The sequence below is a fragment of the Glycomyces sp. NRRL B-16210 genome, from assembly GCF_000719515.1.
Taxonomy (GTDB): Bacteria; Actinomycetota; Actinomycetes; order Mycobacteriales; family Micromonosporaceae; genus Glycomyces.
On the sequence record NZ_JOGR01000003.1, the window covers coordinates 133,127 to 145,392 of the forward strand.

Annotated in this window: 8 protein-coding genes and 1 pseudogene; 2 read left to right on the top strand and 7 right to left on the bottom strand. The window is 71.6% G+C overall.

The genetic code is table 11. The annotated features are described in order from the left end of the window. Positions 1-80 precede the first annotated feature (80 nt). Together IF12_RS0104960 and IF12_RS26050 are read left to right on the top strand one after the other, a co-directional pair. Positions 81-1,628, top strand: a complete 1,548-nt coding sequence (locus IF12_RS0104960) for a VOC family protein (RefSeq protein WP_133884401.1) — start codon at positions 81-83, stop codon at positions 1,626-1,628. A gap of 25 nt (positions 1,629-1,653) precedes the next feature. Beyond that, a pseudogene (locus IF12_RS26050) lies at positions 1,654-2,589 on the top strand (SCO2521 family protein); the annotation flags it as partial. An 85-nt stretch (positions 2,590-2,674) separates the two neighbouring features. On the opposite strand, the gene IF12_RS26485 reads toward IF12_RS26050, so the two are convergent. The 7 genes from IF12_RS26485 to IF12_RS0105000 all read right to left on the bottom strand — a co-directional run bounded on the left by IF12_RS26485 (position 2,675) and on the right by IF12_RS0105000 (position 12,225). Then, complete coding sequence (locus IF12_RS26485) at positions 2,675-3,670, bottom strand: SCO2522 family protein (RefSeq protein WP_030155236.1); 996 nt, start codon at positions 3,668-3,670, stop codon at positions 2,675-2,677. 9 nt (positions 3,671-3,679) lie between these two features. Further along, positions 3,680-4,624, bottom strand: coding sequence for an SCO2523 family variant P-loop protein (locus IF12_RS0104975; protein WP_030155238.1), 945 nt, complete (start codon positions 4,622-4,624; stop codon positions 3,680-3,682). A gap of 2 nt (positions 4,625-4,626) precedes the next feature. Further along, complete coding sequence (locus tag IF12_RS0104980; protein ID WP_133884402.1) at positions 4,627-6,492, bottom strand: SCO2524 family protein; 1,866 nt, start codon at positions 6,490-6,492, stop codon at positions 4,627-4,629. Between the two features lie 184 nt (positions 6,493-6,676). Then, positions 6,677-7,702, bottom strand: a complete 1,026-nt coding sequence (locus IF12_RS25490; RefSeq protein WP_197034608.1) for a GNAT family N-acetyltransferase — start codon at positions 7,700-7,702, stop codon at positions 6,677-6,679. After that, a complete protein-coding gene (locus IF12_RS0104990) occupies positions 7,699-8,142 on the bottom strand; it encodes a DUF4233 domain-containing protein (protein ID WP_197034609.1) in 444 nt (147 codons plus the stop codon). Before IF12_RS0104990 ends, IF12_RS25490 begins: the two co-directional genes overlap by 4 nt. After that, a complete protein-coding gene (locus IF12_RS0104995; RefSeq protein ID WP_030155246.1) occupies positions 8,135-9,472 on the bottom strand; it encodes a folylpolyglutamate synthase/dihydrofolate synthase family protein in 1,338 nt (445 codons plus the stop codon). Before IF12_RS0104995 ends, IF12_RS0104990 begins: the two co-directional genes overlap by 8 nt. A gap of 134 nt (positions 9,473-9,606) precedes the next feature. Continuing rightward, complete coding sequence (locus tag IF12_RS0105000; RefSeq protein ID WP_030155248.1) at positions 9,607-12,225, bottom strand: valine--tRNA ligase; 2,619 nt, start codon at positions 12,223-12,225, stop codon at positions 9,607-9,609. Between the last annotated feature and the right edge of the window lie 41 nt (positions 12,226-12,266).

Consider the following 12,266-nt stretch of genomic DNA (forward strand, 5'->3'; position numbering starts at 1 on the left):
AGCGATGTTGTGCCCCTTGCCTCACCCACGTACGATTCACGTTGAAACCCGGTTTCCCAGTTGTGGATGAGGTGTCCCCGATGCCCCGGAGCCAACCACCGCGGCCCGCCCCACGGCCTTCCAAGGCGCCCAACAGAGGCGCCGCGAAAGGCGGGGCCGCCCGAGGAGGGGCGAAAGGCGCTGCCAAAGGCGGCGCGAAGGGCGGCGCCAAGACCGGCGGCGCCCGCAAGGCCGCACCCGCCAAGGCCGCACCGCGCGGCGCCCGCCAGACCGCCGGGCGCGGGGCGAACGCCGAGCAGCTGCGCCAGCAGCGCATCCTGCTCGACCAGCAGCGCCGCCAGAACGAGGCGCGCTGGTGGGCGATCAACCAGCACGCGCTCAAGGACCTCCACTCCCGCCAGCACCACTCGGCGGGCGGCGAGGCCATCGGCACGGTGCTCAACGGCGACCGGCGGATGCGCTGGCGCACCTCCCACGCGGTCGGTGCCATCACTTTACTGATCCTCGCGTTCTTCTTCACCTCGATGGCCCTGGGGGCCCAGAACGTCGGCATCGCCGTGCTCGCGTTCCTGTGCCTCGCCGGCTGCATCGCCTTCATCACCGTGGAGCGGTCGGCCCGGCGCTTCCCGCAACCGGTCCCGGCCCCGCCGCCCATCGGGCAGCACCGGCTCGAGGACCTCATCGTCGAGGACGACCCGCCGCGGCCCGCACCGGTCAAGGAACCGGCGCAGGCCACCATGGAAGCGCTCGACGACCTGTTCGAACCGCCCCCGAGGCCCGAGAGCGAGGACGAGACCGAGATCCTGCTCGACACCGTCGTCGCCCAGGAGGCGCCGCCGGTGGCGACCGCGCCCGTTGAAGCGGCTCCGGCCGCATCGGCGCCGGTCGAGGCGGTCCCGGTGGAAACCCCGGTCGATGCCGTTCCGGTTGCGGCCGTACCGGTCGAGGCCGTCGTGGTCGAGGACCCGCCGGTCGAGGGCGTCGCGACCGTGACCGCACCGGTCGAGTCGACGCCGGTCGACGCCGTGCTGGTCGAACCGGAGCCCGAACCTCCCGCCGCACCCGAGGCCTCACCGGGCACGAGCTTCACCCTGCCGAGCGAGCAGATCGGCGGCGAATCGGTCGCCACCGCCCCGCCGGAGACCCCGGTCGCCGCGGCCGCACCGGGACCGCCCCGCCAGCGCACCTCCGGCGAGAACCGCAGCCTCGGCCACGACCTGGCCGAACTGCTCCTGTCCGAGCAGCGGCTCGGCGGGACCGACGTCACCGACGTCGCCGCCACCCTCGTCGTGGCCGACCTCCAGCGGTCGGTCGAGTTCTACACCGACGCGTTGGGACTGCACATCGCCGACCGGACCTCCGAAGCGGCCGTCCTCGACGCCGGGTTCGGGAAGATCCTCCTGTGGGAGCGGCCCGACGCGCCGCCCGGCGAGACCGGCGTCATGCACCTCACCTTCGAAGTCGGCGACATCGACGCCACGTTCGCGCAGATGAACGAGGCCGGCGTCGAATTCCTGCACCTGCCGCGCACCGCGCTGCTGGGGCAGAACTACCAGATGCGGGCCGCCTCCTTCCACGACCCGGACGGGCACGGCCTGGCCATCACCGAGCACAAGGAGCGCGAATAACGGCGCCGGATCGGAGTGAACGCCCATGCTGATCATCGGTGAGATCCACACCGCGCTGCTGCCGCATTCGCGGCCGCTCACGCCCGAGGAGGCCCGCACGGCCCTGGCGCTCGCGGTCGGCGAGACGGTCGTGCAATGGGCCAGGCCGGTCCCCCACACGGCCTCGCCGATCCTCCTGCACGGCGTCGACTGCCGCCTGCCGCTCGGCCCCAAACGCGGGAACCCGCACGCCGAGGACGCCGCGCCCGCCAGCTCGGTGCGCGCGGTCGGCACCGTCGGCTCACGGGCCGTCCTCACCGGCGGGCACCTGCTCCAGGGCTCGGCCTGGACCGCCGTCGAACCGCCGGAGCACCCGCGGCGCATGCCCTGGTCGCACTACCTGGCCCGGCCCGGCACGCTGGAGACCATCGGGAACTTCGACGCCCGCAGGCTCGCCGAGGGCTACCTGGCGGCCGAGAGCCGGCGCGACCGCGCCGGGCTGCTCAACGCCGCCGCGATCGCCCGCCACTCCCTCCACGACGTGCTCTCCCGGCCCGGGCTCGACCAGCGCCCGCCGATCAAGACCGGCTCGACCCGGCTGCGGTGGGCCGCCATCGCCGACCCCGGCGCGGGCAGGGCCGTGGCGTTCCGCCTGGTCGGCACCGACCGGCGCCGCATGAGCCTGGTGACCGGGCCGATCGAGCCCGAGCAGGTGGCCGCCGCGGCGGAGGACCTGGCCGTCCACGACTGGCTGCTCAGCGCGGTCTCGGCGCGGATCGCGCTGGCGAAGATCGGCGAGGACCCGCGGCACACGCTGCGGACCCTGCGGCCGGTGGTGGACCACCTGCTGCACCTGTGGTCGGCGGGCGCGCGGACCTCGCGGGACCTGGAGTTCATGTGGGACTCGCTGGAGCGGCGCCCGGGCCTGACGCGGCAGTGGACGACCATGACCGAGCGGGTGCGCTCGCAGATCGACTACGGCGCGGCGGACCTGGCCGCGAAGATGCTCGACCTCATGGAGGACCGCCAGCGCCAGACCGGCGCGGCGGACCAGCACTATCACTTATCTAGAGCGGTCCCTGGAAGATGTAGGAGAGCCGGTCGACCAGTTCGCCCGGGAGCTTCATGCCCTCGCGTTCGGCGGACTTGCGGATCGACTCGAGCGCGCCGGTGTCGGGCCGGACCGCGCCGCAGATGACGCGCACGGCGTGCTCGACCTCCAGGAAGTCGACCGACAGGACCGAGACGGTGCGGTAGGCGGGGAAGGGGAACGCGTCCGCGTTGAGCCGCAGGATCGGCGGCATGGCCGCCCAGGTCTCGGGGAAGCGGTTCCCGGCGGGCCGGTCGGGGTCGTGGCCGTACTCGGCGGGGACGAGCGACTCGACCGGTTCGGGCGTGCCGATGCGCCGGCCCTCGTCGCGCAGGACCCCGAGGCGCACGAGCTGCCAGACGGCGGCGAGCATGGGGCAGGACCAGCGGCGGCCCGTCTCGGTCTCGTTCCACAGTTCGATGTCGAGGAACACCGAGTGCTCCCTCTTGGCGTTCTGGCTCGGCGGGGTCCACTGGTCGGCCGCGCCCATGGCGATGCGCTTGGGTTTGGGGCTGGGGACGCCGTTGCAGAGCCAGCCCGAGCGGGAGACCGGCGGGCGCGAGCCGTTGGCGCCCGGCGGCGGCTCGAACACGATGCGGCCGGCCACGAGGGCGGCGAGGTCGAGGTCGTCCATGCGGGCGCAGGCGGATTCGCGGGCGAGGTAGTCCAGGCGCAGTCCGGCGTCGGCGGCGGCCTCGGTGACGGTGGCGATGAGCCGCTCGGGGTCGGGCAGGTCCCGGTGGAAGTAGTCGTCCACGAGGTAGCAGGTGCTCACGCGGGGCGTGCGCCCGCCGAGGCGCTTGCTGAGCGCCTCGGTGGTGCCGTGGACCCACGCGGCGGCCGAGGCCATCTCCTCTTTGAGGAGGTCGGGCCGGTTCAGGCCCTCGGCGTAGAGGTGTCCGACCTCGATCGAGAGGTGGGACATGGCGAAGCGTTCGGTGCGCTGCTTGGCGCTGGTCTCCTCGTAGGTCATGCGGTCCACTCATTCGATGCCACGGGCGATGGCCTCCAGGCCGGGTACGAACAGCTCCTCGGCGGAGCGGGCGGCCAGTTCCGAGAAGGCCTTGACGGTCTCCTGGTTGGCGATGTCGAGCGTGACGGTGTCGGCGTCGGTGATGATCTGCTCGCGCCACTGGAGCACCGGGTCGAGCGGGACCGAGCCGAGCAGGTTCATGCGGCCGAGTTTGAGGCGGGCGGCCATCTGGTGCAGGTCGGCGTCGATCTTGCGCAGCCACCGGACCTGGGTGGGTTTGAGGCCCGAGAGGTCGGAGCCGTCGGGGTCGACCACGGCGGTGCGCACGTAGCGGATCGAGGCGAGGAGGCGGCGCTGGTAGTCCTCGCCGTGGGCCTTGCCGGTCTCCAGCAGGCCCCGCTCGCCGTGGACGAGGGAGTGGGCGGCGAGCACGTGCTGCTTGGTCCAGCGGTGGAAGACGATCCAGCGCCAGGGCAGGTTCGCGAGTTCGGGCCGGGCGGTGGCGGACATGACCATCTCGGTGGCGTGGGAGCGGCCGGCGCTGAGGTCGACGATGACGAGGTCGAATTCGCCGGAGAGCTCTTGGAGGAGCTTGACGCAGCGGTCGACGGTGGTGTCGTCGCCGGGGAACTCCGAGCCGTCGGCGTCGCCGGGGCACAGGACGAGCTCGCCGGCGCCGTCGGGGCGCGAGCGCAGTTCGCGGCGGTCGCTCTCGGCCCACACCGAGTGGCGTTCGGGTTCGGAGTCGAAGTCCTGGAGGTACTCGTGGATGCCGTTGCCGCGGGTGCCGTGGTCGAGTTCGTCGATGCCGAAGATCGCGCCGGCGGTGGGCGAGCCGAAGTCGAAGTCCACGTAGCAGACGTTGCGGCCCTGGAGGGCGCGGCGGTAGGCGAGGTTGCAAGAGGAGACCGAGCGGCCGGTGCCCCCCTTGTCGGAGGTCGCGAACAGGAGCATCGTCAGACTCCGGTCTCGGCGTCGTGCTCGGCCGCGATGAGGCGGTCGAGGTCGATGAGGGCCTTGACGCCCAGGGAGAAGGCGGTGCCGGGGCGCTCGTCGACGATCTCCTTGGCGTGCTCGATGGTCAGGCCGACCGAGCGGATCTCCTGGGCCAGCGCGGGGCCGGCGTTCCCCGAGCCGCGCAGCAGCTCCTGGTCGTAGACGTGCTCGGCCTCGACGAGCAGTTCGTGGGCGAGGCTCTCCAGGCTCCGCGAGCGGGCGGGGTCGGAGGTGGCGAACTGGGCGGCGATCACCATCGCCTCGACCACGCGGATGGTGAAGTGCCAGGACGGGTCCTCGAACCAGTTCGGGAGCTCCTGGTAGGTCTGCTGCGGCTGGTCCCACAGCCGCGCGGCGCGGCCCTCGCGGATGCGCCTGCGCGCCAGGTGGTCCCAGACCTGGTCGGCGACGTCGAGGAGCTGGGCGCGGGCCTCGATGGTGACCAGGAGGCCCGCCGCGTGGTAGAGGCGCTTGAGCAGCAGCGGCGCGAAGTCGACCATGTTCCAGACCATCGCGGGGCCGTCGAGCTTCTCGATGCCGGCGAGTTCGGCCTTGACACCGGGGAAGTGGGTCTCGATGGCGCGGTCCCCGGTGAGGGCGCGGCGGGTGATGCGCCCGCGGTTGGCGAGTTCGGTGAGGACCTCGCCGAGGCGGATGAGGTCGTCGTCGCCGCCGCGGGAGGCGCCGAAGTTCTCGGTGGCGACCGCGCAGACCAGGAGCGTGTAGTAGTCGTACTCGAGGCCGTCGGTGGTGCGCCAGGGGACGTCTTCGAGGGGCCACTTGGAGCCGCCGCCGAAGGAGGCGACCATGGACCAGTAGCGGCGGGTGACGTCCAGGCGCAGTTGCAGGGACTGGGCGAGGCGCTGCTCCTCCTCGGTGAGGAGGTTGCGGCGCATGACCCTGGCGGAGAAGAGGGTCGCGATGGCCTCGAGGGCGACCACGGTGAAGTAGAGGTAGGGGGCGTCCTCGGCGCGGCCGGCGCGCTGGGTGGAGGTGTCGGAGACGTCGGGGATGTCGGGGGCCTTCTCCACGACCGACCAGGACCAGCCGATCTCGAAGAGCTTCGTGGGGGCCTCGACGCCGGCGGTGCCGCCCGAGCCGACGGTGATGTTGCGCAGCGAGGCGATGATCTCCTCGGCGTTCTCGCGGAAGCGGCGCACGATCTTGCGGTCGGGCTGGCCGTCCACGTTGATCAGGGCGATGAGCTGGCGGCCGAACTCGTCGTCGACGTCGAAGGTGGACACCGCGAATGAGCGCAGGAGTCCGGTGATGGCGCCCAGGAGGCGGCGGTGGACGCTCTGCTCGACCTGCTCCAGCTCGCCGATGAGGTCGGTGCGGCCCATGCGGTCGACGGTGGGCCCGAAGTCGGCCAGGAAGGTCAGGGAGGTGAGGCACAGCGGGATCGCGAGCGCGAAGCCCTCGGTGACGTCGATGGCCCGCTGCTCGGGGTTGGCCTTCTGGGTGCGGTCGACCCGGTGCATGTTGGAGCCGCCGGAGTAGACGGGCACGCCCTCGTCGTCGACGTGCTTCTCCATGTAGTTCTCGATCAGGCGCATGATCCGGATGGGGATCTCGACCGCGTCGCCGAGGCCCGCGAGGGCGTCGAGCACGGCGTCGCTCGTGGCGTCGGGGTCGGCGTAGTTGAGTTCGGGGAGCTCCTGGGCCGGGAAGAGCAGGCACAGCAGTTGCTGCGCGTCGCCGACGGCGTCGGAGTCGTTGCGCCCGCCCCAGTGCCACTGCTTGCCGCGGCCGCCGCCCTCGACCGGGCGCCAGCTGTAGGCCACCTGCGCCTTCCAGATGTCGAGAAGCTGTTGCCGGGGCTGCATCTTCACAGGGGACCACCGCCGAATGCGCTCAGGACCGAATCGGACAGCTTCACTATGGCACGGCGATGCGACGCGAATGCCCTCTCAGAACGCGTTGAGTCGGCTACCCGACATTGCGGGAACGTCCTCGGAGGAGGGTTGTGGCGTCGTATCGGTAGGGTCTGCGAACCGGACGAAGCGGTCTTCACCGAGCACGAGGAGTCGAGATGGTCGAAATGATCTTGGCGGGCGTGATCATCGGCGTCGTGCTGGCCGCCGCGACCGCGACGGGCGTCCGCGACTGGCGCCGCCGCAGGCGCGAGCGGATCGAGGACGAGGCCCCTCGACCGGGCGGCGACCCGATCCCCGGCGGCTGGGCCGCGGACCGAGCCCGTGCGGCGGAAGGCGACGGCGCGTCCGCGTGGCGGCGCCGGAGTAACCTGACCGCTCGAAGCCCCGCCCCCGAGGAGGCCACATGACCGGTTTCATCACGTTCCTCGTCCTGATCGGACTCGTGTTCCTGATCGTGTCGCTCACCCGCGGCGGCAGCCGGGCCAGGGGCCGGGCCGGCTCGCATCACTACTCGGACTCCGGCGCCGGCCACTACGGCGGCTCGTACGGCGGGTCCTCCGGCGACGACTGCGGCCCGAGCGGCGACTCCGGGAGCGGCGGAGGCGGCGACTCCGGCGGCGGTTGCGACTAAGGCGGTCGGGGCCCTGCGTTCGTAGACGCGGCAGGGCACGGCGTGGCCGGGGACGACCGTCTCGCGTTCGAGCGACATGCCGAGCTTCTCGGCCACGCGGATCGAAGCGGCGTTCTCGGCGTGGACGCACGAGACCACGCGGTCGAGCCCGACCGCGCCGAACGCGAAGCCGAAGGCGGCCGCGGCCGCCTCGGGCGCGTAGCCGCGGCCCCAGCGGTCGCGCCGGACCCGCCAGCCGATCTCGGTGGCGGGCAGGATCTCCGGCAGGAACGTCGGCGTCGCCATGACCGCGATGCCCACCAGTTCGTCAGTGGCCCTTTCGATCGCGGCGAAGGTACCCCAGCCGTGCTCGGCCCAGTTCGCGGCGATCCTCCCGGCCAGGACCCGGGTCTCGGCGAGGGTCCTGGTCCGGCCGTCGCCGATGTAGCGCATGGTCTCGGGGTCGGCGTTGATCACCGCCAGCGCCTCGGCGTCGGCCTCCTCGATCGGGCGCAGCAGCAGCCGCTCGGTCTCCAGTGCGACGCTCACCGCTTCGGGGGCCTCGCCAGTTGGACCTTCACGTACCAGCAGTAGGCCCAGACGACGGCGAACACGACGCCGGCGGCGCCGAGGGCCCAGTGCAGCGCCCAGCAGGCGATCACGGCGACCTGGAGCACCGCTCCGGCGGGCCAGATCCAGGTGCGGCGCGACATCCCGGCGAGGACGACGCACGCGACGGTGAGCACGACGATCGCGATCGTGGCGGTGGTGCTGTCGTCGAGGATCATGCGCATCGGCACGATCGCGAGCAGCAGCGCCAGGGCCTCGAAGCTCAGGGCCATCGCGGCGAGGCTGCGGGCGGCGCGGGCCGGGTCGCGCAGGCCCGAGCGGAGCTCGTCGGGTTCGGTCCAGGGCGCTTCGGCCTCTTCGGGCTCCTCGGGAGCGTGCTCGCCGTGTTCGCCGTGCCCGGGTCGATCGTGCTCAGCCACGGCGGCCCACCAGGATCTTGCGGGCGTCGGCGACGGTGAAGACCGAGCCGGTGATGAGGACGCCGCCGCCGCTCTCGTAGACGTCGTCGGCCTCCTCGGCGAGTTCGATGCCGCGGGCGATCGCGTCCCGCAGGTGCGGGACGACGACGACGCGCTCCTCGCCGAAGACCTCGTGGGCGAGCTTCGCGAGCGTCGCGGCGGGCATCGCCCGGTCCGAGGTGGACTTCGTCACGACGATCTCGTCGAGGAGCGGTTCGAGCAGTTCGAGCATGTGGTCGGCGTCCTTGTCGGCGAGCATCCCGACGACGCCGACGATCTTGCGGAAGTTGAACTCCTCGCCGACGGCCTTCGTCATGGCCTCCATGCCCGCGGGGTTGTGGGCGGCGTCGAGGATGACGGTGGGGGCGGTCCGCACGACCTCCAGGCGGCCGGGGGACGTGAAGTCCGCGAAGGCCTCCCCGACGACCTCGGCGTCGAGGGGCTTGGGTTCGCCCGCGCCGAGGAGCACCTCGACGGCGGCGAGCGCGAGCGCGGCGTTGTGGGCCTGGTACTCGCCGTGGAGGGGCAGGAAGAGGTCCTCGTAGCGGGCCGCGCGGGTCTCGATCGTCACGAGCTGGCCGCCGACGGCGACCTCGCGGGCGGTCACCTCGAAGCCGCGGCCCTCGGGAACGAGCTTCGCGCCGACGGCGTTGGCGCGGCGCAGCAGCGGCTCCATCGCCGAGCGCTCCTGCGTGGAGGTGACGAGCGTGGAGCCCTCGTGGACGATCCCGGCCTTCATGGTCGCGATCTCGGCGAGGGTCTCGCCGAGCCACTTGGTGTGGTCGATGCCGATGGGGGTGATGACGGCGACCTCGGCATTGAGGATGTTGGTCGAGTCGGTCTCGCCGCCGAGGCCCACCTCGATGACGCCGACGTCGATCGGGGTGTCGGCGAAGGCGCCCATGGCGAGCGCGACGGTCATCTCGAAGTAGGTGAGCGGCTCGGCGGCCTCGCGGTCGACGAGGTCGGCGAGCGGCGCGATCTCGTAGTACTGGGCGGCGAAGCGGTCGAAGTCGATCGGCTCGCCGTCGACGCAGATGCGCTCGTTGACGGTGTTGAGGTGCGGGGAGGTGAACATGCCGGTGCGCAGGCCGTGGCCGCGCAGCAGCCGCTCGATCATGCGGGTGGTCGAGGTCTTGCCGTTGGTGCCGGTGATGTGGATCGAGCGGAAGGACCGCTGCGGGTCGCCCATCATGTCGAGCAGTTGCCTGATGCGGTCGAGGGTGAAATCCCAGCGGGAGAAGCCGCGCGCTTCGAGCGCGGCCTCGACCTGGGCGAATTCGGCGTTCAAGGTGTGGTTCCCCCCATTGGCGCGGCTCGCGGGCCGCGCTCGTGGCGCTGCGGCGGCACTTGCGGGCCGCCTCGCGCGGGCCCGTCCGGTGCGGGCGGTCGCCTTCGCGGGCGACCGCCCTTCACTAGTTCTTCTTACGCGAGCCGCTGGAGCTGCGCGGTGATCCGCGCGATGTCGGCCTCGGCGGTCGCCTTGCGGGTCTTGATCTTGTCGACCACGGCGTCGGGGGCCTTCGCGAGGAACGCCTCGTTGCCGAGCTTCGCGGTGGTGCCCGACAGCTCCTTCTCGGCGGCCTTGAGGGCCTTCTCGAGACGGGCCCGCTCGGCCGCGACGTCGATGGTCCCCGAGGTGTCGAGCGCGACGGTGACCTGGTCGGACACCGCGAGTTCGGCCGAGGGCGCGAAGCCCTCGCCTTCGGGGTCGAGCTTCACGAACGCGCGGACGAGCCATTCCTGGTCGGCGAGGCCGGCCGCTTCGAGGCCGGTGATGCGCGCGGCCACGGCCTGGCTGGGCTTGACGCCCTGGTCGGAGCGGAAGCGGCGCACCTCCACGACGATGTGCTGGAGGGCGGCCACGAGGCGCTCGGCCTCCTCGTCGGTCCCGGCCGGGGTCGGCCAGGCGGCCACGGTGAGCGAGTCGCCTTGCGCCTCGGTGCCGGTGAGGGTCAGCCAGAGCTCCTCGGTGACGAACGGGATCACCGGGTGCAGCAGGCGCAGCAGCTGGTCGAAGACGTGGCCGAGCACCCGGCGGGTGTCGTCGGCCGCTCGGCCGCCGCCGCCGAGCACCGGCTTGGTCAGCTCCAGGTACACGTCGAACACGTCGTCCCACGCGAAGTGGTAGAGCGTGTCCATCGCCTTGGCGAACTCGTACTCCTCCAGGTAGGCGTCCACCGCGGTGACCGTGCGCGACAGTCGCGACAGGACCCAGCGGTCGATCAGCGAGAGGTCGGCGGGCAGGTCGCCTTCGACCGTGGCGCCGCTCATGAGGGCGAACCGGGTGCCGTTCCACAGCTTGTTGCAGAAGTTCCGGCTGATCTCGGCCAGCTCGATCGAGGCGATCGAGTCCGCGCCGGGGTTCGCGTCGCGCGCGAGCATGAACCGCAGGGCGTCGGCCCCGTACTGGTCGACCACCTCGAGCGGGTCGATGCCGTTCCCGGAGGACTTCGACATCTTCTTGCCCTGCTTGTCGCGGATGAGGCCGTGCAGGAACACCTCGCTGAAGGGCGCCCTGCCCATCGCGTAGGTCCCGAACATCATCATCCGGACCACCCAGAAGAAGATGATGTCCCAGCCGGTCACCAGCACCGCGGTCGGATAGAACTTGTCGAGCGCGGGCGTGGACTCGGGCCAGCCGAACGTGGAGAACGGCCACAGCCCCGAGGAGAACCACGTGTCGAGCACGTCCGGGTCCTGCACGTAGCCCTCGGGGGCGGTCTCCCCAGGGCCCACGCACACCTCTTCGCCGTTCGGGCCGTACCAGATCGGGATGCGGTGGCCCCACCACAGCTGGCGCGAGATGCACCAGTCGAGGAGGTTGTCCACCCACGAGAAGAAGCGCTTCTCCATCTCTGGCGGGTGGATCTTCGTCTCGCCGCTGCGGACCGCGTCGCCGGCGGACTTCGCGAGGCGCTCCACCTTCACGAACCACTGCTTCGAAAGGCGCGGCTCCACCGTGGTGTCGCAGCGCTCGCAGTGGCCCACCGCGTGCAGGTACGGGCGCTTCTCGGCCACGATCCGGCCCTCGGCGCGGAGCGCGGCGGCGATCGCCGAGCGCGCCTCGAACCGGTCGAGGCCCTGGAAGGGGCCGTGCGCGGTGATGACGCCGCGCTCGTCCATGATCAGGATCGACTCCAGGTCGTGGCGCCGACCGATCGCGAAGTCGTTCGGGTCGTGCGCGGGGGTCACCTTCACCGCGCCGGTCCCGAACTCGGGGTCGACGTGGGAGTCGGCGACGATCGGGATGCGGCGCCCGGTGAAGGGCACCTCCACGGTCGTGCCGAGCAGGTGGCGGTAGCGCTCGTCGTCGGGGTGGACGGCCACGGCGGTGTCGCCGAGCATCGTCTCCAGGCGGGTCGTGGCGACCACGATCGAGGCGTCGCCGTCGCCGTAGCGCATCGACACGAGCTCGCCGGCGTCCTCCTGGTGCTCGACCTCGATGTCCGACAGGGCGGTCATGCAGCGCGGGCACCAGTTGATGATGCGCTCGGCGCGGTAGATCATCCCGTCGTCGTACATGCGCTTGAACATCGTCTGCACGGCGTTGGACAGGCCCTCGTCGAGCGTGAACCGCTCGCGGTCCCAGTCGACGCCGTCGCCGATCTTCTTCATCTGCGCGGTGATGCGCTCGTGGTAGACGTCCTTCCACTCCCACACGCGCTCGATGAAGCCCTCGCGGCCCAGGTCGTGGCGCGAGAGGCCCTCCTTGTCGGCGAGCTGGCGCTCCACCACGTTCTGCGTCGAGATGCCGGCGTGGTCGGTGCCCGGCAGGAACAGGGACTCCTTGCCGCGCATGCGCTCGCGGCGCACGAGGGTGTCGATGAGGGTGTGGTCGAGCGCGTGGCCGAGGTGGAGCTGGCCGGTCACGTTCGGCGGCGGGATCACGATGGCGTAGCCCTCGCGGTCGGAGTCGTCGGCAGCCTTGAAGCGACCGTCCGCTACCCACTTCTCGTAGCGTCGCGCCTCTACCTCTACGGGCGCGTACGTCTTCGGAAGATGGGTTTCCAGGTCCGGTGTCTTCTTCGCTGCGTCGGTCACCAGTCAAGTGTAGAGAGCGCGCGGCCCCGGACGCGAAGTGG

Coding starts and splice junctions, on each gene's coding strand:
- IF12_RS26485 (WP_030155236.1), bottom strand. CDS start 3,670: ATGACCTACGAGGAGACCAGCGCCAAGCAGCGCACCGAACGCTTCGCC.
- IF12_RS0104975 (WP_030155238.1), bottom strand. CDS start 4,624: ATGCTCCTGTTCGCGACCTCCGACAAGGGGGGCACCGGCCGCTCGGTC.
- IF12_RS0104960 (WP_133884401.1), top strand. CDS start 81: ATGCCCCGGAGCCAACCACCGCGGCCCGCCCCACGGCCTTCCAAGGCG.
- IF12_RS0104980 (WP_133884402.1), bottom strand. CDS start 6,492: ATGCAGCCCCGGCAACAGCTTCTCGACATCTGGAAGGCGCAGGTGGCC.